Annotated in this window: 20 protein-coding genes; 5 read left to right on the top strand and 15 right to left on the bottom strand. The window is 72.8% G+C overall.

Annotation, left to right across the window (positions count from 1 at the left end):
• Window positions 1-26: 26 nt before the first annotated feature.
• The 4 genes from ACIA3K_RS21160 to uraD are packed head-to-tail and all read right to left on the bottom strand — an operon-like array spanning window position 27 to window position 3100.
• Complete coding sequence (locus ACIA3K_RS21160) at window positions 27-1406, bottom strand: 8-oxoguanine deaminase (protein WP_396803087.1); 1380 nt, start codon at window positions 1404-1406, stop codon at window positions 27-29.
• Window positions 1403-2269, bottom strand: a complete 867-nt coding sequence (gene pucL, locus ACIA3K_RS21155) for a factor-independent urate hydroxylase (RefSeq protein ID WP_396803086.1) — start codon at window positions 2267-2269, stop codon at window positions 1403-1405. The genes ACIA3K_RS21160 and pucL overlap by 4 nt, the downstream gene beginning before the upstream one ends.
• A gap of 4 nt (window positions 2270-2273) precedes the next feature.
• The gene (gene uraH, locus ACIA3K_RS21150) at window positions 2274-2600 is read right to left on the bottom strand and encodes a hydroxyisourate hydrolase (protein ID WP_355047963.1); all 327 of its coding nucleotides are present in this window, start codon (window positions 2598-2600) and stop codon (window positions 2274-2276) included.
• Window positions 2597-3100, bottom strand: a complete 504-nt coding sequence (gene uraD / locus ACIA3K_RS21145; RefSeq protein WP_396803085.1) for a 2-oxo-4-hydroxy-4-carboxy-5-ureidoimidazoline decarboxylase — start codon at window positions 3098-3100, stop codon at window positions 2597-2599. The genes uraH and uraD overlap by 4 nt, the downstream gene beginning before the upstream one ends.
• A 134-nt stretch (window positions 3101-3234) precedes the next feature.
• On the opposite strand from uraD, the gene ACIA3K_RS21140 reads away from it, so the two are divergent.
• The 4 genes from ACIA3K_RS21140 (at window position 3235) to ACIA3K_RS21125 (ending at window position 10471) form a co-directional block, all read left to right on the top strand.
• A complete protein-coding gene (locus ACIA3K_RS21140; protein ID WP_396803083.1) occupies window positions 3235-4788 on the top strand; it encodes a helix-turn-helix domain-containing protein in 1554 nt (517 codons plus the stop codon).
• A gap of 145 nt (window positions 4789-4933) precedes the next feature.
• Window positions 4934-5752 carry an FAD binding domain-containing protein gene (locus tag ACIA3K_RS21135; protein ID WP_396803082.1) on the top strand — a complete coding sequence of 273 codons (819 nt, stop codon included), beginning with the start codon at window positions 4934-4936 and terminating at the stop codon, window positions 5750-5752.
• The gene (locus tag ACIA3K_RS21130; RefSeq protein ID WP_396803081.1) at window positions 5749-8484 is read left to right on the top strand and encodes a molybdopterin-dependent oxidoreductase; all 2736 of its coding nucleotides are present in this window, start codon (window positions 5749-5751) and stop codon (window positions 8482-8484) included. Before ACIA3K_RS21135 ends, ACIA3K_RS21130 begins: the two co-directional genes overlap by 4 nt.
• A gap of 127 nt (window positions 8485-8611) precedes the next feature.
• Window positions 8612-10471 (top strand): bifunctional metallophosphatase/5'-nucleotidase, encoded by a 1860-nt coding sequence (locus ACIA3K_RS21125; RefSeq protein ID WP_396803080.1) that lies wholly within the window; start codon window positions 8612-8614, stop codon window positions 10469-10471.
• A gap of 68 nt (window positions 10472-10539) precedes the next feature.
• Here the strand turns inward: ACIA3K_RS21125 and ACIA3K_RS21120 are convergent, their stop codons facing one another.
• Genes ACIA3K_RS21120 through ACIA3K_RS21090 form a run of 7 tightly spaced genes read right to left on the bottom strand, consistent with a single transcriptional unit; the run spans window position 10540 to window position 19344 of the window.
• Window positions 10540-11535, bottom strand: coding sequence for a phosphatidylglycerol lysyltransferase domain-containing protein (locus ACIA3K_RS21120; RefSeq protein WP_396803079.1), 996 nt, complete (start codon window positions 11533-11535; stop codon window positions 10540-10542).
• Window positions 11536-11553: 18 nt separating this feature from the next.
• Window positions 11554-14391 carry an FAD-dependent oxidoreductase gene (locus tag ACIA3K_RS21115; RefSeq protein WP_396803078.1) on the bottom strand — a complete coding sequence of 946 codons (2838 nt, stop codon included), beginning with the start codon at window positions 14389-14391 and terminating at the stop codon, window positions 11554-11556.
• Window positions 14391-14906: a hypothetical protein gene (locus ACIA3K_RS21110; protein ID WP_396803076.1), complete on the bottom strand. Its 516-nt coding sequence runs from the start codon at window positions 14904-14906 to the stop codon at window positions 14391-14393. Before ACIA3K_RS21110 ends, ACIA3K_RS21115 begins: the two co-directional genes overlap by 1 nt.
• A 2-nt stretch (window positions 14907-14908) precedes the next feature.
• Entirely contained in the window at window positions 14909-15397 is a 489-nt protein-coding gene (locus tag ACIA3K_RS21105) for a type II toxin-antitoxin system RatA family toxin (protein WP_396803075.1), read from the bottom strand.
• Window position 15398: 1 nt separating this feature from the next.
• Entirely contained in the window at window positions 15399-16682 is a 1284-nt protein-coding gene (locus ACIA3K_RS21100; RefSeq protein ID WP_396803074.1) for an aspartate aminotransferase family protein, read from the bottom strand.
• Window positions 16683-16690: 8 nt separating this feature from the next.
• A complete protein-coding gene (locus tag ACIA3K_RS21095) occupies window positions 16691-17821 on the bottom strand; it encodes an acyl-CoA dehydrogenase (protein WP_396803072.1) in 1131 nt (376 codons plus the stop codon).
• Window positions 17818-19344, bottom strand: a complete 1527-nt coding sequence (locus tag ACIA3K_RS21090) for an aldehyde dehydrogenase family protein (protein WP_396803070.1) — start codon at window positions 19342-19344, stop codon at window positions 17818-17820. Before ACIA3K_RS21090 ends, ACIA3K_RS21095 begins: the two co-directional genes overlap by 4 nt.
• Window positions 19345-19548: 204 nt before the next feature.
• Here ACIA3K_RS21090 and ACIA3K_RS21085 point away from each other — a divergent pair, with 204 nt between their 5' ends.
• Window positions 19549-20037, top strand: a complete 489-nt coding sequence (locus ACIA3K_RS21085) for a hypothetical protein (RefSeq protein ID WP_396803069.1) — start codon at window positions 19549-19551, stop codon at window positions 20035-20037.
• Window positions 20038-20111: 74 nt separating this feature from the next.
• On the opposite strand, the gene ACIA3K_RS21080 is transcribed toward ACIA3K_RS21085, so the two are convergent.
• From ACIA3K_RS21080 to ACIA3K_RS21065, 4 genes are read right to left on the bottom strand one after another with little or no spacing between them, the layout of a single operon-like run.
• Window positions 20112-21038: a lysophospholipid acyltransferase family protein gene (locus ACIA3K_RS21080; RefSeq protein WP_396803068.1), complete on the bottom strand. Its 927-nt coding sequence runs from the start codon at window positions 21036-21038 to the stop codon at window positions 20112-20114.
• A gap of 13 nt (window positions 21039-21051) precedes the next feature.
• A complete protein-coding gene (locus ACIA3K_RS21075; RefSeq protein ID WP_396803066.1) occupies window positions 21052-22629 on the bottom strand; it encodes a lactate racemase domain-containing protein in 1578 nt (525 codons plus the stop codon).
• Window positions 22630-22679: 50 nt separating this feature from the next.
• A complete protein-coding gene (locus ACIA3K_RS21070) occupies window positions 22680-23939 on the bottom strand; it encodes a zinc-binding dehydrogenase (protein ID WP_396803065.1) in 1260 nt (419 codons plus the stop codon).
• Window positions 23936-26260 (bottom strand): HAD-IB family hydrolase, encoded by a 2325-nt coding sequence (locus ACIA3K_RS21065; protein ID WP_396803063.1) that lies wholly within the window; start codon window positions 26258-26260, stop codon window positions 23936-23938. The genes ACIA3K_RS21070 and ACIA3K_RS21065 overlap by 4 nt, the downstream gene beginning before the upstream one ends.
• Window positions 26261-26289 lie beyond the last annotated feature (29 nt).

Here is a 26289-nt window from a genome sequence, read left to right as displayed (position 1 = left end):
TCCTGTCCTCGCTGTCGGGTGGGCCGTCACCGGGATGCGTCGCGCAGCCGACCCGCTGCCCGTCGGGCCCGCAGGAGCAGGTCCCGTTCGTCGACGGTGGTCAGACGGCCGCCCTCGACGACCGGTCGACCGCCGACGAGCAGCAGCTCCACCGGCGGCGGCGCGCCGAGGACGAGGGCGGCGACCGGATCGGCGATGTCGGCGTGGCCGAGCCCGTCGAGACGCCAGAGCGCGACGTCGGCCAGCTTGCCCACCTCCAGTGAGCCGATCTCGTCCGCGCGGCCGAGGCAGCGGGCGCCGCCACGGGTGGCGAGGGTGAGCGCCTCGCGCGCGGTCAGGGCGGTCGGCCCACCCCGCAGGCGGGCCACCAGTAGCGCCTGGCGTACCTCCGCGACCATCTGTCCGGCCTCCTGCGAGGCGGCGCCGTCGACGCCGAGGCCGACGGACGCGCCGGCGTCGAGCAGGTCCCGCACGGGGGCGATGCCCGCGCCGAGCCGGGCGTTGGAGCTGGGACAGTGCGCCAACGACGTGCCGGTCGCCGCGATCCGCCCGATGGCGTCGGCGTCCAGGTGCACGCCGTGCGCGAGCCAGACGTCGTCGCCGAGCCAGCCGAGCCGCTCGGCGTACTCGGCGGGCGCACAGCCGTGCGTGGCCCGGCAGTAGTCCTCCTCGTCCACGGTCTCGGCCAGGTGGGTGTGCAGTCGGACGCCCCGGTCCCGCGCCAACGCGGCGGCGTCCCGCATCAACCGTTCGCTCGCGGAGAACGGGGAGCAGGGGCCGACCGCGACCCGGACCATCGCGTCCGGTGCGGGATCGGAGAAGCGGTCGATCGCGTCGGCCGTCGCGGCCAGCGCGGCGTCGGTGTCCTCCACGAGGTGGTCCGGAGGTAGACCGCCGGCGGACGCGCCGAGGTCCATGGAGCCGCGGACGGGGTGGAAGCGCAGCCCCACCCGGCCCGCCTCGGCCACCTCGGCGGCGAACAGGTCGCCGGCCCCCGCCGGGAACACGTAGTGGTGGTCGGTGGTCGTGGTGCAGCCGGACAGCGCGAGCCAGCCCAGCCCCGCGCCGACGGCCGCCGAGACGTCCTCCTCGCCGATGCGCGCCCACACCGGATACAGCTCGGTCAGCCAGCCGAACAGGTCGGCCTGCTGCGCGAGGCCCCGGGTAACCCACTGGTAGAGGTGGTGGTGGGTGTTGACCAGCCCCGGCGTGGCGAGGCAGCCGGTGCCGTCGACGCGCCGGACGGGCACCGCCTCGTCCGTGGCGGCCGCCGGACCGGGCCCGACGGCGACGATCCGTCCACCCTCGACGACCAGGTGACCGCGCTCGTACTCGCGGCCCGTGCCGTCGACCGTCGCGACCGCGCAGCCCTCGATGACAATGCGCTCCGGCCGGGGCGAGGTCACACGTCCCACCACGACTCGACCCACCGTGGCGCGTCGTCGCGACGCACCGCGCCCTCGATCAGCCCGTACGGGCGGTCGGGGGCGTGGAAGACCTCGTTGGGGTTGTCGAGCCCGAAGGGCGCGAGGTCGACGAGGAAGTGGTGCTTGTTGGGCAGCGACATCCGTACCTCGGTGATCTCCGGCCGGTGTTCCAGCACCCGCTGCCCCATCGCGTGCAGCGTCTGTTGCAGGGAAAGGCTGTGCGTGTCGACGAACGCCTCGACGAGATGCCGCCGTACCTCGCCGAACGAGACCGCCCAGTCGTCGCTCCCGCTCGTCGCGTGTCGCCAGCGGGCGTCCACGGCCGTGGCCAGGATCCGGTCGTGCGCCTCGGGCAACGTCGTGTACGCGTCCCGCACGAAGCCGAAGAACTCCGAGTCGGTCGTGTTCATCAGCACCATCCCGGTCAGCCCGGAGACGACGACGGCGTCCGATCCGTCGACGGTGACCGTCGCCGTCCGCGTCTCGGTCCCCGAGCGGGCGAACGAGTGCGGGCCCAGGCGTCCCCAGGCGTGCTCGTGGATGTCGACGGTCGCCCGGGTGATGGCGGGCTGCGACTCGACGAAATGCCGTGCCAGGCGCAGCCCGAAGTCCTCGATCGCGCCGACGCCGTGGCGGCGGGCGAAGGCGTACACCGTGTTCTTCTGGCTGTCGGTCGGCAGAACCTTGCTGTTGTCGCCGGTCAGGTGGGTGTCGGCCAGGTCGCCGGCGAGCGCGACGCCGACCGTCAGGTCGGTCAGGTCGTGCCGTTCGCCGTGGCGGACGACGTGGACCAGCCGCACTTCGGCCTTGCCGTACTGGTGGGGGCCGAGAACAACGTCCAACGGGTCAACTCCCTCGATACGTCGAATAGCCGTACGGGCTCAGCAGCAGGGGCACGTGCACGTGCCGCCAGACATCCGTGACCACGAACACCACCGACACCTCCGGGAAGAACGCCCCGAGGCCGAGATAGCCGGCGGTGTCGAAGCAGAGTCGGTACGTCCCCCGGGCCCAGCGCCGCTTGGGCACCCAGTCGCGCAGCCGCCCGTCGGGGTCCGTACGCCCCGTGGCGACGTCGATCCACCGGTCGCCGGCCCAGCGGTACAGGTGCACCGCCACTCCCTGGGCCGGTTCCCCACGGGCGGTGTCGAGGACGTGCGTGGAGAGGCTCACTCGTCCATCAGCCTCGTCAGTCGCAGCGCCGTGATCCGGCTCAGCTCGGCCCGGACCACCTCCCGCTCCGCCGCCGCGCCGTTGGCGAGCCGGGCGGTGGCGGCGGCGACGATCTCCGCGGGCGACCGTCCGTTCGCGAAGATCAGGAAGAGGTGGCCGAAGCGCGCCTCGTAGGCGCGGTTGACCTCGTGCAGGGCGAGCCGGGTTGCCTCGTCGCTGTCCGCGACGCCGGCCTGCTCGCGGCGGGACCAGGTCGCGTCCCGCCCGTCGCCGTCGGCCCGTTGCCCGATCCGGGGATGCGCCGCCAACGCCTCGGCGATGTCGGGCCAGGGCAGGGCGGCGAGCGTCGCGGATCCCGTGGTGACGAGCGCCTCCGGGGTGGCGTAGGGACGGGAGGCGACCACGGCCCGCGCCCACGACGGCGACGCGCAGCACGCCGACAACTCCCGCTCGGCGTCGGCCGCCGGCAACGCGTTGAACCACGTCAGACGCTCGTGCACCGGACCTCCCCTCCACTTCGCGGTGGCGGTAGTCAAGCAGCGACATCGAGCCGGGTGCATTGGGCGAGCGAACCGAACTTGAAACATTGCCGCCCTACGGTCTCTGGAGCTTCCTCCAAGGCAAGGAGTTGTCGATGCGACTCAACGACCTCCTGGGCCAGGCCGGCCTCAAACTGACGTTGCTCAGCGGCCACAGCCAGGGCGAGCGGGTGATCCAGCAGTTCTTCACCACCGACCTGCTCGACCCGAGCCGTTACCTGTCCGGCGGCGAGGTGGTGCTCACCGGTCTCATGTGGAGACGCGGTCCGACGGACTCCGAGGTGTTCGCGGCGGCCGTCGCGCGGGCGGGCGTCAGCGCGGTCGGGGCCGGCGCGGCGGCGTTCGGCACCGTCCCGGCCGATGTCGTCGAGGCGTGCGCACGTCACGACGTCCCCGTGTTCGAGGTACCCGTCGAGGTGTCCTTCACCGTCGTCAGCGATGCGATCGGCGCCGCCCTGCGGGTCGAGAGAGCCACCGGACTGGCCGCGACCGTGCATCGGCACCAGGGTCTGATCGCGGCGCTCACCGAGGACGCGCACCTCGCCGACCTGCTGCCGTCGGCCGCCGCCGAGATCCCCTGCTGGGTCCTGTCGCCCACCGGCCGGCTCGTCGCGGGGACCGCACCGATCGACGGCGACCTGTGCGCCCGTCTGGCGCGTACGTTCCTGACCGCCCCTCGGCTGCCGCACGTCCTCGGCGTTGGACGGGACCGGCGCGTCTCGCTCTTCGGCGCGAGCGCCCACCCGGGCCGGCGGGTCGGCGCGTGGTTCCTGGCCTGCGCGGGCGACGTGACCACCTGGGCGCCCGAGCGCCGCCAGGCCGTCGAGGGGCTGGTCACCCTGCTCACCCTCGAACGCGCCCACCTCGACCGGCACCTGCACGTCGAGCGTCGCCTCGCCGCGCTCCTGCTGCGACCGCTGGTCGGCGGGGCCGCGCCCGCCGAGATCGCGGCACGTCTCGAAGCGTGCCGCCTGGACCCGGACGCCACCTTCCTCGCTCTCACCGCCGGAACCGCCACGGCCACGCCCGGCGACCTGCCGCTCACCGTCGTCGAGGAGGTCGTGCGGCCGCTGGCGCCCACGTCGGCCATCGCGGCCGTCGGCGACGAGGTCCACGCGGTCATCCCCGTCGACTCCCCCGGCGAGGTCAGCCCGGCCGACCTCGTGGAGGGGATCCGTCAGGCGACGCGGGCACTGACACCGGCTCTGGGCGGAGAGCGGTTCGCCATCGGGATCAGCGCCGCGGCATCCGGGGTCGACGCGCTGGACACGGCGGTCGAGGAGGCCCGCCACGCCTACCGGTACGCCGTCACCGGGCAGGAGCGGGTGGCGGTGGTGTCCAGCTCAGACCTGTCCTCGCACGCGCTGCTGCTGGCCGGCGTCCCGACCGAGGCCCGACGGGCGTTCCACCGCCGGCTGTTGCGCCCCCTCGCCGAGTACGACCGCGCGCACGACGCCCGCCTCGTGCACACTCTCGACATGTTCCTGCGCTGCGACGGCTCGTGGACCCGCACGGCGAAGGAACTGCACGTGCACGTCAACACCCTGCGCTACCGCATCCAGCGCATCGAGCAGCTCACCGGCCGCAAGCTGCACCGCTTCGACGACCGCGTCGACCTGTACCTCGCGCTGCAGCTGCAACGTCACTGAGCCCCGAGCCCGCTGTGCGAACGCCCAACTCACGGCGCTGAGCGCACGACCGCGTTCGTGTCGTGCGCCAATGGGCTGCGACCTCCCGCACTGCTGAGATGGCTGTCAGGTGAGCCGACCGGGTTCGCGGGACGGGGTGTGCGGGGTGGATCTGAACTCGGTACGGACCGTGGTGCCGGCGGCGTCGGCCGGTCGCTGGCAGCCGGGCGACGCCTGGCTGGCCGGTGGCACGTACCTGTTCTCCGAACCGCAGCGGCACCTCCGCCGGCTCCGCGACCTGACCGGCGAGGACTGGCCGCCGGTGACCGACACACCGCGCGGCCTGGACATCGCCGCGACGTGCACGATCGCGGAGCTGGCCCGGTCCACGGCGGTGCGGCCGACGGCACTGCGGGAGCTGGTCCGGCGCTGCTGCGAGGCGTTCCTCGCCTCGTTCAAGATCTGGAACACGGCGACCGTCGGCGGCAACCTGTGCACGGCGCTGCCGGCCGGCCCGATGATCTCGCTGGGCGCGGCCCTGGACGGCACCTGCCTGCTGCTGACCGCCGAGGGCGGCCGACGTGAGCTGGCGGTCGCCGACTTCGTGACGGGCGAGGGCACCACCGCCCTCGTACCCGGGGAGTTCCTGCGGTCGATGACCCTGCCCGCCGCCACCCTGCGCAGCCCGACCGCGTTCCGCCGGGGATCCCTGTTCGTCGGCGGCCGGTCCGCCGCGCTGCTGGTCGGCCGCGCCGACCCGGACGGGTCGTTCGTGCTCACCGTGACCGCGTCCACGGTACGGCCGGTGCAGCTCCGGTTCGACGCCCTGCCCACGGCCGGGACCCTGCGGCGGGCCGTCAGCGACGACATCCCCGCCGAGCGGTACGTCGACGACGTGCACGGTCTGCCGCGGTGGCGACGCCACCTCACCCTGCTGTTCGCCGAGCAGATCCGCGCCGAACTCGCCGGAAGGAGCACGTGGTGACCACCGGAGGAATCGTGGTCGACGGGACGGCGTGCGCGCAGGCGCCCTGGCCCGGCCAGTGCCTGCGCACCTACCTGCGCGAACGCGGTCGCTTCGGGGTCAAGAAGGGCTGCGACACGGGCGACTGCGGCGCCTGCACGGTGCACGTCGACGGCCAGCCCGTGCACAGCTGCGTCTACCCGGCGGTCCGGGCCCGGGGTCGTCAGGTCACCACCATCGGCGGCCTGGCCACGCCCGACGGCCTGCACCCCGTGCAGCAGCGCTTCCTGGACGCGCAGGGCTTCCAGTGCGGTTTCTGCACGGCCGGGTTCATCATGACGGCCGCCGCGCTCGACGAGCGCCAACTCGACGCGCTCCCGCAGGCGTTGAAGGGCAACCTGTGCCGCTGCACCGGCTACCGGGCGATCGAGGACGCCGTTCGCGGTGACCGCCACGTCCACGAGCCGGCCTCGGGCGCGGCGGTCGGGGCGAACGTGCCGGCGCCGGCCGGTCGGGAGGTGGTCACCGGCGCGGCCCGGTACACGTTCGACGTCGACGTGCCCGGTCTGCTGCACCTGAAGGTGCTGCGCTCGCCCCACCCGCACGCGCGGATCCTGGCCGTCGACACCAGCGCGGCGCTCGCCCTACCGGGCGTCCACGCGGTGCTCACCCACGCGGACGCCCCCGACCGTCGCTACTCGACCGCGCAGCACGAGCACCCGAGCGACGACCCGGCCGACACCCGGCTCCTGGACGACGTGGTGCGCCACGTGGGGCAGCGGGTCGCCGCCGTCGTCGCGGACACCGAGGCGGCCGCCGAGGAGGGCTGCCGACGCGTCGTCGTGCGCTACGAGCTGCTACCGGCGGTCGTCGACCCGGAGGAGGCCATGGCACCGGGCGCGCCGGTCCTGCACGGCGACCGGGGCGCGGAGGCCGGCATCGCCCGACCGGCCGACAACGTGGTCGGCGAGATCCACGCCGAGGTCGGCGACGTGGACGCCGGGCTCGCGGCCGCCGACCTCGTCCATCGGCAGACGTTCCGCACCCAACGTGTGCAGCACGCCAGCCTGGAGACGCACGGGGCCGTGGCCTGGGTCGACGCCGACGGACGCGTGACCGTACGCTCCAGCACCCAGACGCCGTTCCTCACCCGCCGCGCGCTGTGCCGGCTGTTCGACCTGCCGCTGGACCGGGTGCGGGTGCTCACCGGCCGGGTCGGTGGCGGGTTCGGCGGCAAGCAGGAGATGCTCGTCGAGGACCTCGTCGTCCTCGCCGCGCTGCGGACCGGCCGCCCGGTGAAACTCGAACACACCCGCGCGGAGCAGTTCACCGCCACCACCACCCGGCACCCCTTCACCGTCGAGGTGACGGCCGGCGCCCGCCGGGACGGCACCCTGACCGGCATCCGCCTGCGGGTCGTCTCCAACACCGGGGCGTACGGCAACCACGGGCCCGGTGTGCTGTTCCACGGCTGCCACGAATCCCTGTCGGTGTACCGGTGCCCGAACAAGAGAGTCGACGGGTACGCGGTCTACACCAACACCGTCCCCGCCGGCGCGTTCCGCGGCTACGGTCTCGGGCAGGTCAGCTTCGCCGTCGAGTCGGTCCTCGACGAGTTGGCGCGACGCCTCGACCTCGACCCGGTCGACCTGCGCGCCCGCAATGTCGTACGCCCCGGTGAACGACTCGTTCCGCCGGCCGGCCACGACGACGACCTGACCGTCGGCAGCTACGGGCTCGACCAGTGTCTGGACGTCGTCGCCGCCGCCGCGCGGGACGCGGGACCGCCCGCACCGCCCGGTTGGCTCACCGGGCACGGCATGGCCCTGTCGATGATCGCCACCGCGCCACCCGGTGGGCACTACGCGGACGCCCGGGTGACGCTGCTGCCCGACGGGCGTTTCGAGGTCGCCGTCGGCACCGCCGAGTTCGGCAACGGCAGCACCACCGTGCACCAGCAGCTCGCCGCCGAGACGCTGGGCACCACGCCCGACCGGGTCGCCATCCGCCAGTCCGACACGGACCTGGTCGGACACGACACCGGGGCGTTCGGCTCGACCGGCACGATCGTCGCGGGCACCGCCGTTCTCCGGGCCTGCCAGGCGCTGCGCGACCGCCTGCTCGCGCTCGCGTCCACGCACACCGGCGTACCGGTCGCGCACTGCCGACTCGACGCCGACGCCCTCGACTGCGCCGGCGACCGGCTACCCCTGCCGGAGCTGTGGGAACTCGCCCACTCGGCCGGCGAGCAGACGACCGCCGACGGGCACTGCGCGGGCACGCCACGGTCGGTGGCCTTCAACACGCAGTGGTTCCGGGTCGCGGTCGACCCGGACACGGGCGAGATCCGCATCCTGCGCAGCGTCCACGCCGCCGACGCCGGCACGGTCGTGAACCCCATGCAGTGCCGGGGCCAGGTCGAGGGCGGGATCGCCCAGGCCATCGGGGCCGCCCTGTGCGAGGAGGTACGCGTCGACCCGGGCGGTACCGTCACCACCGCCGCGTTCCGCCAGTACCACCTGCCGACCCTCGCCGACATTCCGCGCACGGAGGTCCACTTCGCCCGGACGCGCGACGCCGTCGGGCCGCTGGGCGCGAAGTCGATGAGTGAGAGCCCGTTCAATCCGGTCGCGGCGGCGCTGGCGAACGCCCTGCGCGACGCGACCGGCATCCGCTTCACCGATCTGCCTCTCACCGCCGACCGGGTCTGGCTCGCTCTGCACGAACATCGTTCAGCACCGAGAATTACCTGATGGTCACGTGAACGGGTACGTTACTCGCCATTCACACGGATGACTGACCATGAGCGCGAAGATCAAGCAATCTCCTTCGAGGGCGCCCGAACGGCGCTTCCACCGATGGTTCGATGAGGAGTATCCCTTGCGTTCCCTTCCTATGCGCGCGGCTCTGGCCACGGCGGCGGCGACACTCGTCGTGCTGGGCACCGCGCCGGCCCCGGCGCAGGCCGCGCCGACCGAGGTGCAGATCCTCGGCTTCAACGACTTCCACGGCCGCCTGGAGGCACCCACGGCGGGAGTCGGTGGCGCCGCGCAGATGGCCGGCATGATCAAGCAGTTGCGGGCGGCCAACGACAACACGCTGGTCCTGTCCGCCGGTGACAGCATCGGCGCGTCCCCGTTCATCTCGCTCGTGCAGAAGGACGAGCCCACGATCGACTTCCTCAAGATGATCGGGGTCGACGCGTCGAGCATCGGCAACCACGAACTCGACCGCGGATTCGACGACCTCAACGACCGGGTCATTCCGCGCGCCGGCTTCCCGTACCTGGCCGCGAACGTGTACCGGGGCACCGAGGCCGCTCCCGGCCGCCTGGCGGAGTCCACCGTGCTGACGGTCGGCGGCGTCCGCATCGGCGTCGTCGGCGCGGTCACCCTGGAGACCCCGTCGCTGGTGTCACCGGCCGGCATCCCGGGCCTGACCTTCAAGGACCCGACCGCCGAGGCGAACCGCGTCGCGGCGAAGCTGAAGGCCGACGACGACGTGGACGCGGTCGTGCTCCTCGTGCACGAGGGCTCGGAGGCGAGCGGCACGGACGCCGCCGCCTGCGCCGCCGTGGCGGACCCGAGCACTCCCTTCGGCAAGATCGTGACCGGCGCCAGCGCCGACATCAACGTCATCATCTCGGGTCACACCCACGTCCCGTACAACTGCTCGTACGACGTGCCGAATCTGGGGCACAAGCGGCCCGTCCTGCAGACCGGCCGGTACGGGGACGCGTTGGACCAGGTCAAGCTCACCGTCGCGGACGGCAAGGTGACCGCGGCCGAGGGCGCGCTCCTCCCGATCAAGGGCTACCCGGCGGACCCGGCGGTCGCGCAGTTCGTGGCCGACACCAAGGCCGAGGCCGACGTGCAGGGCAAGGTGAAGATCGGCGAGATCACCGCCGACATCAAGCGCGCCGTCACCGCCGAGGGCGTCGAGGACCGTGGCAGCGAGTCGACCCTCGGCAACTTCATCGCGGACGTCCAGTTGGAGGGCACCCGCCCGGCCAACCGGGGCGGGGCGCAGATCGCCTTCATGAACCCGGGCGGCCTGCGCGCCGACTTCGTCAAGAGCCCCGACGGCACGGTCACCTTCGCCGACGCCGCCACCGTCCAGCCGTTCGCCAACGACGTGATCACCAAGACCTACACCGGCGCGGAGATCAAGGAGACGCTGGAGCAGCAGTGGCAACCGGCGGGCGCGTCGCGGCCCTTCCTGCACCTGGGCGTCTCGAAGGGCTTCAGCTACGTCTACGACCCGAACGGTCCGGCCGGCAACCGGGTCATCGCCGACCGCATCTTCCTCAACGGCACGGTCATCGACCCGAAGGGCACCTACCGGGTGACGGTCAACTCGTTCCTGGCCTCCGGCGGCGACAACTTCAAGGCGCTCGCCGGCGGCGTCGACCCGCTCGCGACCGGCGACAACGACCTCACCGTGCTCGTCGACTACTTCCGGGCGAAGTCCCCGGTCACCGCCGACACGGTGGAGCGCGCGTACACCGTGGACCAGCCGGGCGCCCCGGTCGGCGGCGGCCCCAGCGGTGAGCCCACCGCCAGCCCCACCGCCAGCCCCAGCGGCGGCACCGGCAACGGCGGCGGGGCCGGCGAACCCGGTCTGCCGATCACCGGCGTCAAGGCCCTCACGATCGCCGGCGCCGGCATCCTCCTGCTGCTGGCCGGCGCCGTCGCGCTCGTCGCGGCCCGGCGGCGGCGCATCCGCCTGACCGTCGAGTGACGCGGAGCTGAGACGAACGGTCGTCTCCGGAGGCCCGCGCGGGCTTTCCGGAGACGACCGTCGGGCTCTCAGACCGCCCGGGTCAAGCGCAGCAACCGCCAGACGGTACGCAGTGACACGCTCGGGTGGAAGCCGACGTACTCGGGCGTCACCCGCGGCTGCCACTTCTCCTTGAACTCGGCCTGGCTGCGGGCCGGGTAGATCCAGTCCCCGTGCTCGGCGATGAACCCGACCAGCCGGTCGGTGCCCCGGTGGCTGCCACCGGCCGGCTGGTGCCGGGGCGACAGCTCCCGAAACGGCGTGAGGCCCAGGTGCAGCCACCGCGCGCCCTCGGCCTGGAAACGCTGCGACGCGACCACGAACGCCAGGTCGACCGCGCCGGGTGGCGCGTCGGGCTCACGGCGCGTGATGTCGTACAGCCATCCGCCCTCGCGGCCGAACGCCGGGGAGTACGACACGTACGCCACCGGCTCACCGTCGGACAACGCGAGGAACAGCCGGCGTACGGGATCGTCCTGGCGGGCCCGTTCACCGACCAGGAACTCGATCTGCTTGACGTGCCGGCCCTTGTCCGCGAGCCAACGGGCGTCCAGGGCGTCCAGCCGCGCGGCGAGCGCCGCGTCGTACGGCACGTCCCGGCCGGCCTCGACCACGGTGACCCCGGCCCGCCGGGAGCGCGCCAACTTGTTGCGGACCTTCTCGAACTTGCGGCCGCGCAGGGTGAAGCTGTCCAGGTCGATCGAGTACGCGGCGCCGAGCTGACTGAGCTGGTAACCGAATTCGGCGTACAGGTCGAGGTCGTCCGGGGTGAGCTGGACCGCGCACAGCCGCCGGCCCTCCTGCTGCGCCCAGCCGTGGAACGCCCCGAGCAGCCGCTTGCGGTCCTCCGGGTCGGCGTAGACGCTGCCCAGTTGCACGGCGTGCCGCCGCCCGGCCGGCCGGTACGCGATGAACCCGTCGAGACCGGGCACCGTGAAGTGCCGCGTCTCCCTGTTCAGCGCCAGCGCGGCGCTGGAGTGCTGCGCGTGCCGGCGCAGGACGGCCAGGGCGGTCATCGGTTCCATGGCGGCGGCCTCCACCTGTCAGGGAGCGGACGGGTCGTGGCGGGTCGCCGCGCGCCGGCGTGCCCACGCGAGCTGGACAAGGTCCACGGCCTCACGCCCGACGGCCGAGGCGGGTTCGCCGCCGGTGACGCGGTGGGCGACGGCACCCACCAGCCGGGGCAGGGTGAGCAGCCGGTCGGCGTCGAGCCGGTCACCCATCACGTCGTCGAGCCGGCCCACCGCCCGGGGGTTGCGCTGGAGGCCGGCGAGGAACGCGTGCTCCATCGCGGTGACCGTGCCGCCCCGCCCGATGTCCTGGCCGTACCAGTAGTTCGGCAACTCGGCCCGGTCCCGGTCCCGAGCCCACCGGGCCAGCCCCGACGACAGCGCCGCCGGCCGCTCCCAGTGCGCCGTGAGCACCGCCGCGAGTGCGCGGGCGTTGCGCAACGCGTCGTTGATCCCGTGTCCCAGGGTGGCGTCCTTGGCGTGCCCGGCGTCGCCCACCAGGGCCCAGCCCGGCCCGAACGGCTGCCGGAAGAAGGACGGGTACCGCACCACGCGGTGGAGGTCCCCCACCGGCTCGCCGGAGGCGGCGAGGTGGCCCACCTCAGGGCTGACCGACTCGACGTGCCGCAGGAACCCGGCCACCTTCCGACCGGCCAGCTCGCCCTGTAGGCGCTCCGGAGGTTGTGCGATGACCACGAAATCCTCGGGACCGGTGGGCAGGATCGAGACGATGTGCACCCCGACGCGGTGCCACAGCAGCGCCGGCGGGATCCGTACGCCGGTGAAGTACCGCCAGAGCAGGGCCCGTTCGCTGCGCGCCGTCAGGTACTGCCGGGCACCCACCCACCGGGCCACCGACGAGTTACGGCCGTCCGCTCCCACCACCAGCCGCGCCGACACGTCCCGGACCGAACCGTCGGCACGCTGCACGGTCACGCCGGTCACCGTGCCGTCCGCGCCGCGCCGCAGACCGACGACGGCGGTGCCGGTGGAGGTCTTGGCGCCGGCGGCGACCGCCCGGTCCAGCAGGATCTGGTCGAGGACGTCCCGAGGCGGACACAGCCCGGGATCGTCCGGGTGGCGGAAGTGCAGCTTCACGTCGTCCAGCCGGACCCACACGTCGTGCAGCGGCGGCACGCCCTGTGCGACGACGGTGTCGTACACGCCCTCGGTCCGCAGGTCCTCGGTGCCGTGCAGGATGTGCGTGGACAGGGTCGGCGCGGGCAGGTCACCCCGGTCGAACACGGCCACCGACAGACCGGCCGCCGCGAGCCGGGCCGCCAGCGCCGAACCGGCCACCCGCGCTCCCACGATCACGACGTCGACCTGCTGCTCCACGGCCGGGTCCCCGCCCGCGACCGGGCGGCCCGGCCAGGCGACCGCAGGCTCCTCGGCCGAGGCCGGCGAGTGTGTGGTCGCAGAAGCCAGCGGCTCTCGCGCAGGATCCGGCGGCTCGGTCGCGGAGGCCGACAGCTCCGTCGGCCCGGCCAGCACAGCGGGCCCGGCGAGGGCGGGTGGGGTCGGCGAGCGGCGGGCGGGGGCGATCTTGTCGGCCGCGTCCAGTCCGCGCAGGTAGCCGGCCAGCAGCAGATTGCCGATCCGGCCCGTCGGCATCATTCCCGCAGTGCTGCGCAGCCAGGGCAGCTCCGGCAGCGACGCGGTCGGGTCGGCCGCCGTCGGATCCGAGCGGTCGGCCAGCCGGGGGGCGAGCAACTCGGCCGTCAGCGCGGAGAGGGCCAGGCCGTGCCCACACCACGCGCCCGCGAACCACACACCCGGCCGGCCCGGAACCGGACCGACGATCGGCAGCCGGTCGAACGTGGACGCCGTGACGCCGGACCAGAAGTCGGTCACCGGCACGTCCGCCAGCGCCGGAAAGGTCGTGGCGAGTTCGCGGACCAGCCGGTCCCGAACGGCGGCGATGCCGCGCTCGTCGACGCGCGGCTCCAGCAGGGCGGGACCACCGCCGAACAGCAGCCGGCCACGGGCGGTCATCCGCAGGTAGTTGAAGAACGACCGGCTGTCGATGGCCGCGCCGCGCCCGTCCCAACCGGTCCGCGCCAGCAGGTCGGCGGGTACGGGGCCGGTGCGCAGGACATGGGTACGGATCACCGCGACGTTCCGGGTGAACAGTCCCAGCCCGGTGGTGAAGCCGTCCGTGGTCAGGGCCACCCGTCTGGCGCGTACCCGATGTCCCCCGGCCGTCACCGTGACCGGGTCGCCGCCGGTGATCGCGGTGACCGGCGTGTCCTCGGCGATGCGCACCCCGGCGGTGAGCAGCGCCGCGCGGAGTGCCTGGACCAGCAGCCACGGGTTGACCAGCGCCACGTCGGGATAGCACAACGCGCCGTGGTAACGGCCGCTGCCCAGGCGCTCGGTGGTGCCGTCGCGGTCCAGGTAGGAGGCGTCGAAGCCGAGGTCGCGCAGGGTCTGCGCCTGACGTCGGAGCGATCCGGCGTGTGCGGGCGCCGACGCGGCCACGAGCTGGAAGCCGTCCGTCAGCTCACAGCCGTCGGGCAGGGCCCGGGCCAGCCGCCGCAGCGCGGCGATCCCGTCGAGCGTGGCGGCGAACATGGTCCGGGCCCGGTCCCGTCCGTACCGTCTGACCAGTGTCGTGATCGGGCCGCCGACCCCGGGGCCGACGATGCCGGTGCTGTGTCCGCTGGCGCCGGAGCCGACCTCGGTGGCCTCCAGGACCAGGATGTCGCGGGCGGGCAGGTGGTTCGTCAACTGGTACGCCAGCGCGAGCCCGGCCAGCCCACCGCCGACGATGACGACGGACGCCTCCTCGTCGCCGGCGAGGGCGGGCAGTCGCGCGGCCCGTGGGTCGTCGCGTTGCCAACCGCTCGCCGCGGAGCCCGGCCGGCTCATCAGGCCACCGAGGTGGGTCTCGACGTGGCCGTCGGGACCGGTGCGTCGGCTCGCCCGGCCGGGGCCGGCGACGGACGGCCGGTCACCTCGCGCAGCAGCGCGTCGAAGGCGGGCAGACGCTTCGGCTCGAACGGCACGCCGAAGGGCTTGAGCTGGTTGCCGAAGAGCGAGCGGTCACCGAAGAGGTGGATCGGCACCGCCAGCAGCGCCCATTCCGGCCCGATCAGCCAGGCCCAGAGCGCCACCACCAGTCCGGCGCTGAGCAGGCTGTGCATGCTGTTGTAGAGGACGTAGTACGCCTTCGGAATCCGCCCGTCCGGGCTGCGGTGGTAGGCGATCGCCCCGGGGATGTAGCCGATCAGGTCGATGTAGAGGAACAGCCCGATCGCCGGCAACCACCGGATCTCGTCCCAGTGCGCGATGAACAGGCCACTCGCCAGCGCGAGTCCGGCGAGCCACTCGGCGCGGTGCAGCCGGGCGGTGGTCGGCGTGTCGAACGTGTTCAGCTGGTCCATCGTCAGGCCTTCCCGCTGACGCCGACCGACGCGGTCGCCAGGACGCCGTCCGGGATGGTCACCGCCGGGAACAGTCCCCGCAGGACGTGGTGGATCGTCTCGGTGAGGACCCGCTCCGCGACCGGGTCGATGATGCTGGCGAGACTGGGCACGCCGAAGTCGAAGCTCGCCACGAACGTCATCGCCACCCCGTCCGGGTCCTGGCGCAGCGTCCACGCGCCGGAGAACTCGTCGAAGTCGCCGTCGATCTGGTCGAACTCGATCGTCAGACGGTCGCGGTCCAGGTCGTCGGCCTCGGTCCAGGCCAGGATCCCGTTACGGAACAGGACCTCCCACGAGCTGACGACCCGTCGCGCGTCGGCCGGCGACTGCACGGTCACCGCCTGGACCACGTCGACCAGGTGTGGGTAGCGCTCGAAGTCGACCAGCTGGTCGAACACCGCGCCGCCGTCCCCACCGGGTAGGAATGCCTGAATCTCGACCCGTCGCATGTCAGTGGACCCCCAGCCGGTCTGCTGTCGGATAGCGGTGGCCGAGCGTGCGCAGCGCGCCGTCGAACGCGTCGACCAGGAGGGCGACCTCGTCGCCGGAGAGCACCGCGGGTGGAGTGAGGCGCAGCACGGCGCTGGCGTTCAGCGAGTGGTTCACGATCACCCGGGCGTTGAGGAGTTCGAGGATGGCCTCGCCGGCGAGCCCCGGACCGGCGAACTCCACGCCGATCAGCAGCCCGACGCCGCGTACCTCACGAACCAGGTGCGGGTAGCCGGCGGCCACCGCCCGCAGTCGGGCCAGCAACTCGTCGCCGAGCGTCGCCGCGCGCTCGATCAGCCGCTCCTCGGTGGCGACCGTGATCGCCGCGCGGGTGGCCGCCATCGCGATCGGCGCGCCGGAGAACGTGGACGTATGCAGGAACGGGTCCTTGTCGAAGGCCTGGAACGCCTCGGCGGTGGCGACCACGGCGGAGACCGGCACGATGCCGCCGGACAGGCTCTTGCCGGCCAGCAGCACGTCCGGTGTCACGCCCTCGCGGAGGGCGCCCCACCAGTGACCGAGGCGGCCGACGCCGGTGAGGATCTCGTCGAGCACCAGGAACGCGCCGTGCTCCCGGCACAGTCGGGACACCTCGCGCAGGTAGCCGGGCGGTGGGACGACCACCCCGCCCTCGCCCTGCACCGGTTCCATGATCACGCAGGCCGGCGGCCCGGCGGCCAGTACGGCGCCCAGCGCCTCGGCGTCTCCGTACGGGACGTGCGTGACGTCCGGCAACAGCGGGCGGAACGGGCGCTGGTAGAGGTCCTGCGCCGTGACGGAGAGCGCGCCCATGGTCTTGCCGTGGTAGCCGTTGACGGTCGAGACGAGCCTGCGCCGGCCCTGGACACGGGCCATCTTGATGGCCGCCTCCACGGCCTCCGCGCCGGAGCCCGCGAAGTGCACCCGGGTCAGCCCGGGCGGCGCCACCGCGACGAGCGCCGCCGCGGCCTCGGCCACCGACGGCTCCAGCATCAGTCGGGTGGCTATCGGATGGCTCTGGATCTGCGCGACGACCGCGGCGACCACGGCCGGGTGCCGGGCGCCGTGCAGGAAGACGCCGTAGCCGCCCACGTTGAGGAAACGGTCGCCGTCCGAGGTGTACACCCACGCGCCCTCGGAGCCGACCTCAACGTGCCCGCCGAACATGTCGCCGAGCTTGGCGCGACCCCGGGACAGGAACCGACGGTAGTTGTTCCGGACCTGCTCCCGTACCTGGTGATCGGTCTCTACGCTGCTGGCTGTCACCACTCCTCCTAGCTGACCACGAGCGGCTGGCCGCCGAACCAGGCCGTCAGTTCCGCGGCGGTGCTCACCCGCGACGGTGGGTGGAAGGCGACCGCGTGCGACGTGGCGGCGAGATAGGCCACCTCGGGCGAGGAGATGAACGCCATCCCACCGAGCAGATCCACCGACCCGCGCACCGCCGTGGCGATCGCGTTCGCGGCGGCGAAGCGCACCACGAGCGCCCGGCCGAGGGCGTCGTTGCCGCCGTCGCCGTCGTCGAGGCTGCGTGCCGCGCCGTCCAACATGATCGCCGCGCCCTGCACGGCGGTCGCCACGTCCGCCCGCTCGGTGACCGGTCCCCGGCCGCTGGTGATCGCGCGCTCGACCAGCGCCGACGCCACCCCCAGGTAACACGCGGTCACCAGGAGCTGGAACCAGACGAACCCGATGGTCTGCAGGTCGTCGAGCTGGCCGTCGAGCGCGACCTCCGGATAGACGAACAGGTCCGGATGCACCTCGACGTCGTTGAGCAGCACGGCGTCGGACTCGGCTCCGGTGAGCACCGGCGACGCCCAGAAGGGCTCGATCGTGATGCCCGGCGACTCCGCCGGGATGAGCGCCACACCCAGGCGGGTGCCGCCGTCCTCGGTGGGCACCGCGACGCTCGCGGTCAGCAGGTCCATCGAGGCGGAGAGGCTGCACGGGCGCTTCGCTCCGGTGACCCGCCAGTTCCTGCCGTCCCGCCGGGCGGTCATGGTGGGCGTCAGGATGCCGCGACCGGCGTGCCCCTCGGCGAAGCCGGACGCGACCAGCCGGCGATCGGTGGCCACCGCCTCCAGCAGCATCCACTCGAACCCGACGTTCGCCCGGGCCAGGGCCACCAGGCCGGCGACCGAGAACTGGTGCATCGTGGTGGCGACCGCCAGCGACGGCGCCTGCGCCGCCAGGGCGCGGGTGACCCGCACGGTCTGGAGGGCGGACGCGCCGAGCCCCTGGTAGGTCTTGGGCACCACCAGACCCGCGCCCCCCGCCTCCCGGAAGAGGGCGACGCCCGGCCCACCCGGGCGTTCCAGCTCCATCAGGGGAACCTCGCCGAGCCTCTTGAGCAGGCCCGGAAGCAGCATCTCGCAGGTGTCCCGCTCGGTGTCGAGAAAACTCATGCGGCCAGACCCTCCCGCTCGGCACGCAGCGGCGAGGCGAGGGCCGCCCGCCGGGGTTGGACGTCGCGGCCGATGCTGATGCCCTGCAGGTGCGACGTACGCAGCATTGGATAGTTGCTCTCGCCCCCCGGGCCGCCGGTCAGGCCGGCGCCACCGTGGGTGGACAGGTACGGAACGAACCCGATGTGCGAATCGTTGATCTTGAGTAGGCCACCGTTGTGCACCCGGGCCACGAACTGCTCGACAACGGACTCGTCGCCGGCCCAGACCGAGTTGCGCAGGGCGTACTCGTTAGTGTTGAGGAAGTCGATGACGTCGTCGAGCAGGCCGTCGCCGTGCTCCGGGTCGGGCACCACGACCGGCAGCAGCGGGAAGAAGGTCTCCCGGGCCACCGCCCACACCGCCCGGGCGTCGGCCAGGCCGTTGACCCGCAGAACGGTCGGCTCGACGAACACCCCGGTGGACGAGATCGAGCCGTCCAGCTCCATCCGGTTCCCACCGGCGAGCACCTCGGCGCCGCACTCCGTGGCCTGCTCCACGTACCGGGCGAACTGGTCGCTCTTGAGCACCGGCGACAGCAGCACGTCCGGGTCCTCGGGATGACCGGGCCGGATCTTGCGGGCGTGGCTGATCAGGCGGGCCAGCAGACGGTCCGCGATCGCCGGGTGGGCCACCACGTAGTTGGGAACCATGCAGATCTGGCCGGACCCGAAGAAGCTCTCGGTGAGCGCCTCGGCGGCACGGTCGAGATCGGCGTCGTGCCACACCACGCAACCGTCGTTGCCGGCCAACTCCAGGATCGGCTTCTTGCCCCGGCGTACCGCCTCCGCACCGAGCGGGATGCCGAGTTCGCTGCTGCCGAAGTAGAAGATGTCGTCGACGAGCGGGCTGGCCAGGAACTGGTCGAGGATCCGCTTGGGCGGACCGCACACCACATTCAGGGTGCCGGGTGGGGCACCGACCTCGTCGAGGATCGGCGCCACGATCTCGCGCAGCACGAACATCACGCCGTAGGGGCTCCCGCGCGGCGCCTTCACGACGAGCGCGTTGCCGGCGGCGAGCGCGGGAACGCCGAGCAGCGAGTTGACCGCCGCCGCGTTCTGCGGTGGGCTCAGCGCGACCACGCCGTCGGGCTTGCGCACCACCAGTAGACGCCGGTTCGTGTCGTCGTACTCCCGGTGCATCTGCTCCGCGCACAGCCCGATCGTCTCGGGGCTCGTCCCGTGCAGGCACCCGGCCAGCTCCCACTCGGCGAGTGCGCGGGGATGCCCCTCTTGGACGAGGACCTCCACCACCTCGTCGTGCCGCCGGCGCAGCTCCTCGTGGAGTCGGTGCGCCACCTGGAGTCGTACCCGAAGAGGCATCGCGCCCCAGACGGGCGCGGCCGCCGCGGCGGCCTGGATGGCCTGCTCGACGACGGCGTCGTCGGCCACCGCGCAGCGGGCCAGGACGCTCGCGTGGTCGTCGCCGTCGTGGCGACGGCCGCGGTCCAGGTCACGCTTGAGGGAAAGCTGGGGCAGCATGTCGTCGAGCACCGCCGAGGCGCGCAGGCAATGTACCCACTTGTCCGCTGGAACGTCCTGACCTGCGATGTAGGACCCGTACGATCGCAACGTCGCAGCCCCCTCCCATAAGCGAGTCTGTGCTACTAATTCATTAGTCGAGGAACGGTCGAACCATAGATGCCCTCGTTGAAGGGTGTCAACGAACCTTTGAGCAGAGGCAAGATGCCGACACACGACGCGGAAGCGCCCAGGAAAAACCCCACGCGGTGGATTCGGATCGGATCGGCATCACTGGCCGCGCAGATGCTCGCCCTCGGCGTGCCGGCGGCCGTCGCGCCACGGTGGTTCTTCGACTGGTTCCCGTTCGGCGGGGGCTGGGTGGCCGCCGGTGGCCCGTACAACGAGCACCTGCTGTCCGATCTGGGCTACGCCTACCTGGCGTTGGCGGTCGTCCTCGGGTGGGCGGCCGCGCGGCCGGTGCGGGAGTTGTGTCTCGCCGCAGCGGCCGCGTCGGTTGTCGCGAACACGCCCCACCTGCTGTTCCACCTGGCCCACGCGGGGGCGCTGCCAACCGTCGACAGCGTCGCGGAGAACGCCCTGCTGGCGCTCACCGTCGTGGTGGGACTCGCGGTCTTCTTCGCCGCGTACCGTCTGCCGGCCGGCAACGCCGCCGGGCAGACAACCACCGATGTCCCGCGCGAGCGGCCGTAGCCCGCACGCCGACCGCCCGGACGGTCGGCGCTGGCGTGCGGCGTAGCCCGTCCGAGCGGAGTGTCGCTCGACGGTCAGGAGCGGCTGGTCGGCCAGATGCGGCGGGCCGGGCGACCGTCGGCCGCGGGAAGCGGACGGGTCGACTCCCACAACCGCCGCCACTCGGCGGCCTGCGGCCCGGCGGTGGACGCGATGGCGGCGGCCGGCGCGGTCCGCAGTGAGCGGTACCAGCCGACCTCCTCCTCCACCCACAACCGACCGATCGCGGCGGACATCCGCTCGTGGAACGCCCGCGCCCCCTCGCCCTCGCGGGGCCACAGTGGCCGGCCGTAGCGCACCACCACCGTGCGCCGACCGGGCACCGGCCAGTTCCGGCCGCGCGGCATGGCGCCGAACGTGCCCCGCAGCGCGACCGGCACCGCCGGCACGTTGTGCGTGCAGCACAGGTGCGCGGCGCCCAACCGCATGCCGCTCATCCAGCCGTCGGTGGACCTGCTGCTCTCCGGAAAGAGCAGCAGGCTCCAACCGTCGCCGAGCAGCTTGGTCGCGAGGCTGCGTAGCCGCCGGTCACCCTGCCGCTCGATCGGGAAGGCGTTGAACACCAGCGACGTCACGACGGCGCGCCAGCGCGCGTCGAAGAAGTAGTCGGCGGCGGCCCCGACGGCCAGCCGCCGCGCGAACCGACGGGGCACCGAGCCGAGAATCAACGGCGTGTCCAGGTGACTCGCGTGGTTGGAGACGAAGACGGCAGGCCCCTGCAAACCGTCGAGGTACTCCGTGCCGCGGATGACCGGATGGGTCTGGGTCCAGGCCACCGACTTGAGCACGCCCCGCTGCAGGCCGAAACGGACCGCCCCCGCCGCCCGGGTGCGGGCCCAGGCGGTGGGGAACTCGGAGCGTTCACGGCGAATCTCGTACGGCTCGGCGGAGCGGGGCGTCGTGGCCCGGCCACGCCAGTCGCGGCGACCGCGCAACAGCCGCACCTCGTCGATCAGGCGCACGTCGCCTCCCGGCTCATCGGACGTCCGCCAGCGTCACCGGCGGGGCGTGCAGGTACGTGATGCTCGGGCTCGACCCGACGGTGTCGCGCGCCATCTCCAGCGCGTCGGCGAGCGAGGACGCCGCCCGGAAGCCCATCACCGCCGCCGTCTTCCGGTCGGCGCCCACGAAGATCACGTCGCCGAGGTGCTCCATCGCGTGCGCCCCCCAGTACCACATGTAGAACGGGTGCACGCCGTGGTACGCGTAGCTGGTCCGGTACAGGTGCCGGTACCAGGGGTCCTGCGCGTACTGCTGCTCGTACTTCGCCTCGATCGCCGCCGGGTCGGTGGTCTGCGGCAGGACCTCCTCGAAGAAGTCGATGTAGCTGGGGTGGTGCACCGGGTGGAACTCCTTGGGCATCGGGTGGTAGAAGATGCCGACCCCACCGCGCCGCACGATGGGCTGGTTGCGGTAGAGGTTGAAGAAGTAGCCCAGGCCCAGCGACATCACCAGGATCGGGTTCATGATCGAGTTGACGTTGTACGGGCAGATGAAGGGCAGGCCCCACACGCCGATGTCACTCTGACCCTGCACCTCGGTGAGCTGCTGACGGTGCACGTTGGCGAGCGTGAGCGGGTGGACCGAGTCCGGACGGCCCGCGTTGACCCCGGTCACCCCGTACGGCGCGTCGTTGTTCTGCCAGACGCGTCGGCGCAGCTTGGCCGGCGTCAGGTCGTTGGCCCGCTTGGCGGCCAGGTAGGACAGCTGGTCGCCGATCCCCCACTCCCATTCGCGCTTGTTGAGGAAGCCGACCTGGTTGGGGAACGAGTCGAGGTTGAGGGTGGTCTCGACCGTGAAGACCTTGACCGCCTCGCCCAGCACCTCGGCCATCCGGTCGTACGAGTGGTGCATGGCCGAGTTCGGCGGGTCGTTGAAGGAGCGCGAGTGGCGCAGCGTGTGGACGTTGTGGTGGTGGCGCAGACTCCGGTAGGAGCCGAGACCCACGGTGACCGACTTGCTGCCGCCGCTCATCGCGGTGAGGTTGATGTTGGCGTACACGATGAGATCGCTCTCGGCCGCCCGCCGATTGATCTCCACGTCCTCGCCGTGCGGGGTGGTGCCGAGGTGGACCAGACCGTCCGGGTCCTCGGCGTCGTGATTCTTCAGGTGCTTGGGGAAGAACGCCCGGAAGACCCGCTCGCCGACGATCCGCTTCAACTCGGCCGGCGTCATCCGCCGGTGCAGCGAGTTCGCCGCGATCAGCTCGACGTCGTCCACACCGGCCTCGGCGGCGAGCTCCAGCACGTTCTCGATCACCCGCTGCCGGATGTCCGGCGGGCGCATCTGCGGCAACGGGAGCGACAGGTCGTCGAAGACGATCGTCAGTCGCATCCCGGGGCGCAGCAGGTCGGGCAGCGGCGGCGAGTCCACCGGGTGCAGCAGCGCGCGCTGGATGGCGGCGTCGACGTTGGCGATGGGCGGAAGCGAGTCCGGCGGGTACACCACCCGCGTGCCGAGCGGGAACCGCTCGAGGAGGAAACCCTCCCCCTGGTGAACGAGCAGCGGCGGCGTACGCTCGTCGACCTCGAGCACGAAGCCAGGTCTGCTCATGAATTGTCCTTTCGTCGTTCCGGCTCGTGCCTGTGCGTCGGGCTGCTTGGTCAGTTGCGGCTGGGGTCGAAGGCGACCTTGACGGCGCCCAACTGCCCAGCCTTGGCGGCGTGGCCGAGCGCCTCGCGCCACCGCGACAGCGGGTAGATCGCGTCGACGTAGCCGTCCAGGGGCGCCTCGGCGGCCAGCGCCATCGCCTCGGCGAACGTGCCGCCGACGGGCTCGTCGGCCTCCTTCACGTCGGCGTCGGGCTCCGCGCTCGGGCTCGCCGCCGCGCTGCCGCTGGAGGCGTACGATCCGACGAGGTTCAGCTCCCGGAACCAGACGGGTGTCAGGTCCACCCCACCGGAAGGCATCCCGGACAGCAGCACCGTCCCGCCGGCCCGGACCAGCCGCAGCGCCATGTCCAGGCCGGCCCCGGCACCGGTGCACTCGAAGGCCACGTCCGCCCCGCCGAGGAGGAAGTCGCCGCCGATCATGGGTTGCTCCAGCGTGCCGCCACAGGCCCGGCGTACCGCGCGGGCCGCGCGGGACGGCTGGAACACCTCGGTGGCCCCGAGCTCGCGGGCCCGGGCGTGCTGGTGCGCGTGCTTGGCCACCACGTAGATGGGACCGGCCTTGGTCAGGGCACGCAGCGCCAGCAGGGTCAGCAGGCCGACCGTGCCCGCGCCGACGATCAGCACGGCCGCCCCGGCCGGCACCTGCGCCCGATGGACCGAGTGCACCGCGCAGGCCAGCGGCTCGACGAGCACCGCCCGGCGGTCGTCCATCGCATCGGGTACGGGATGCAGCTGGGCCGCGTGCGCGACCATCTGCCGACCCCAGCCTCCACCGGTGTCGGTGCAGTAGCCGGTCTGCAGGCCGGCGGAGACACGACCGGCGGTGACCCGGTCGCACCGGCTGTGCTGCCCCGCGACACACCACCGGCAGGGCTCCCCGCCGCGGACCGCGCAGGACAGCACCGGGTCGACCACGACGCGGCTGCCCTTGGGCAGGTCGGGTAGGTCGTCCAGGGTCTCCGCCACCACCTCGTGCCCGGGCACGAAGGGCATCGACACGACCGCTCCGAAGTACGGCGACGAGCGGCCCGTCAGCAGGCTGACGTCCGAGCCGCAGATGCCGGAGAGCAGCGGTCGCAGCCGGGCCCAGTCGCCCGACGGCAGGCTGGGCTCGGCCCGGTGCACCAGGCGCAGGGGCGCCACGTTGCTGGCGAGCACGCCGGACATCCGGCCGCCGAGTTTGGTGGAGCTGGCGCCCCGGGCGGCGAGGAAGCGGGGAGTCGACTGGCGGTATTCCAGGGCCGGCATCATCGGGCCGCTCCCCGCGCGCCGGGGCCGGCGGCCGAGGTGGTCAGCTCGACCATGTTCTCGACGGCGCCGACCGTGTGCCCGCCCCACTCCTCGATGCGCCAGTTCTGGCGCTTCGCGTGGCGGTACAGCTTGGGATCGGGGTTGACGGCCACCGGGTTGCCCACCCCCTCAAGAAGTGATCGGTCGGAAAAGCTGTCGCCGTACGCGTACGAGCTGCGCAGGTCTGCGCCGATGTCGTCGGCGTGGTGGCGGAGCCAGGCCAGGCGGGCCTCGCCCACCAACGGCGGTGAGGCCAGGAAGCCGGTCAGGACGCCGTCGCGCACGTGCAACCGGCTCGCGACCACGTCGTCGAAGAGCGGTCGCAGCGATTCGATGAGGATGTCCGCGGTGCCGGTGATCAGGATGGTGCGGTGGCCGGCCGCACGGTGGGCGCGGATCTGCCGGATCGCCTCCGGCAGCGCCCGCCGCAGCAGCGCGTCACCCATCCGCTCACGGATCAGCTCGCGCAGCGCCTCCTCGGAGGCGCCGGCGTACCGCCGCATGAAGGTCCGGATGAACTCGCCCCGGCTGCGCTGCTCGGCGCGCAGGTAGCGCGGCGCGGCGCCGGCGAGCGCGGCGAGTTCCTTGGCCCAGCCGCCCTTCGGCCGGTCGGACAGGCGGGCCCACAGGAAGGTCTCGATGAGGTTGGACGCCACCACCGTGCCCTCCAGGTCGAAGACCGCCACCGTGTCGCGGCCCTCGGGCAACGGCCCGCGCGCGCCCGAGCGGGGACGCCGGGTCACCGACTGCCGCAGCAGCGCGGTGATGGCCGGGCAGTGCACCTCCTGGAGGTAGTGCGGCCAGTCCACCTCGGCCACGTCGAAGCTGCCCCGGCTGACCATCTCCTCGGGCACCTGGCGGTGCAGCGCCAGCACGTTGCCGTCGGTGTAGATGGCCTCCACCTCGGTGTAGACGCCGTAGAGGTCGGACAGTCGGCGCAGCGACTCGATCCGCTTGGTCTCCTTGTGCACCTTCGTCATCCAGTCGCGGGTGCGCGGCGAGGCCGGCAGCCGCAGCAGCGCCCGCTCGGCGAGCGAGACGGCACGCTCGCCGGTGCGCAGCTTGCGCTCGATCTGGCTCGCGCCCGGGAAGCGCCAGGTCGGCACCGCGATGTGACCCCGACCCGCCTCCGGCAGCGGATGACGGCGGAAGTAGTTGCGGATGTTCTCGTCGAGCTGGCGTTGGGTGAGCGGATTCCGCGCGCCGGTGCCGACGTGGTAGTAGACCGGCGCGGCGGGCTCCGGCTCGACGGCCGCCACCGCCAGCAGGGCGTTGGTGACCAGGTCGATGGGGACGATGTCCACCACCGCGTCGGGCAGGCCGGGAAAGTCCGGAAGCGTGCCGCGCCCGTACGACAGGATGATCGGGTCCACCATCTTGAAGGAGTCGAACCACCCGGGGAACGGATGACGCAGCGCGCTCTGCACGATCGCCGGGCGCACCACGGACAGGCGCAGCCCCTCGTCGCGGGCGTACTGCTCGGCGACCCGCTCCCCCAGCGCCTTGGTGAACGTGTAGACGTCCGGCCAGCCCACGCTGTGCGCGCGCAGCCGGCCGTAGTCGACCAGCCGCTCGGTCACCTTGCGGCGCCGCGCCTCCTCGGCGGCCCGCGCCGTCGCCTGCGGGCCGGCCTTGCCGTGCTCGGCGCGGGCCTCGGCCAACAGCGCGCGCAGCGCCTCGGGGCGGCGGGAGGCGCGCTCCACCTCGGCGCGGGCGGCCCGCGCGGCGGTCAGCTCGGCCTGCCAGTCGACGTCGTGGTCCAGTGGGGCCTCGGGCACCACGCCCTTGCGGGCGCCGGCCACGTACGCCGTGGAGACGTGGACCACGTGCGGACGTCGCGGCAGCGCGACGACCGCGTCGTAGAGGTTGACCAGGCCGCCGACGTTGACCTCGAACGCCTCGTCGATCGGCGGATCGAAGGACACGGTGGACGCGCAGTGCAGGACGGCGGTCAGGTCGTCCGGCAGCGCCGGGACCGAGCCGGTGAGGTCGCCCTCGAGGACGCTGACCCGCTCGGCCAGCAGCTGCGTGAGCGCCGGCCCGCCGATCCGGCGGCGCAGCGTGCGGAACACCGGCTTGCGCCCCAGTCCGGCGACGCGGTCGGCGCCCGACGTCGCGCCGCGCCCGCGCACCAGCACCGTCACCCGGGTGTCGGGGTGGTCGGCGAGCAGCCGCTCCAGCGCTGCCTGCCCGAGGAACCCGGTCACCCCGGTGAGCAGGACGTGGGCACCATCGAGAGACCAGTTCGGCGTGGCGGGTCGGTCACCCGGGTTGTAATTCACCAGATGAGGATAGCGTCAAACGGGCCGCG

Source organism: Micromonospora sp. NPDC051543, from assembly GCF_044454415.1.
Lineage (GTDB): Bacteria > Actinomycetota > Actinomycetes > Mycobacteriales > Micromonosporaceae > Micromonospora.
Note: the sequence above shows the minus strand (reverse complement) of the source record. Positions and strands in the feature narration are given on the sequence as shown.

What these genes read in the sequence shown, in the direction of transcription:
- ACIA3K_RS21140 (WP_396803083.1), top strand. Translation starts at nt 3,235, where the DNA reads ATGCGACTCAACGACCTCCTGGGCCAGGCCGGCCTCAAACTGACGTTG.
- ACIA3K_RS21120 (WP_396803079.1), bottom strand. Translation starts at nt 11,535, where the DNA reads ATGGAACCGATGACCGCCCTGGCCGTCCTGCGCCGGCACGCGCAGCAC.
- ACIA3K_RS21115 (WP_396803078.1), bottom strand. Translation starts at nt 14,391, where the DNA reads ATGAGCCGGCCGGGCTCCGCGGCGAGCGGTTGGCAACGCGACGACCCA.
- ACIA3K_RS21110 (WP_396803076.1), bottom strand. Translation starts at nt 14,906, where the DNA reads ATGGACCAGCTGAACACGTTCGACACGCCGACCACCGCCCGGCTGCAC.
- ACIA3K_RS21105 (WP_396803075.1), bottom strand. Translation starts at nt 15,397, where the DNA reads ATGCGACGGGTCGAGATTCAGGCATTCCTACCCGGTGGGGACGGCGGC.
- ACIA3K_RS21095 (WP_396803072.1), bottom strand. Translation starts at nt 17,821, where the DNA reads ATGAGTTTTCTCGACACCGAGCGGGACACCTGCGAGATGCTGCTTCCG.
- ACIA3K_RS21090 (WP_396803070.1), bottom strand. Translation starts at nt 19,344, where the DNA reads ATGCTGCCCCAGCTTTCCCTCAAGCGTGACCTGGACCGCGGCCGTCGC.
- ACIA3K_RS21085 (WP_396803069.1), top strand. Translation starts at nt 19,549, where the DNA reads ATGCCGACACACGACGCGGAAGCGCCCAGGAAAAACCCCACGCGGTGG.
- ACIA3K_RS21075 (WP_396803066.1), bottom strand. Translation starts at nt 22,629, where the DNA reads ATGAGCAGACCTGGCTTCGTGCTCGAGGTCGACGAGCGTACGCCGCCG.
- ACIA3K_RS21070 (WP_396803065.1), bottom strand. Translation starts at nt 23,939, where the DNA reads ATGATGCCGGCCCTGGAATACCGCCAGTCGACTCCCCGCTTCCTCGCC.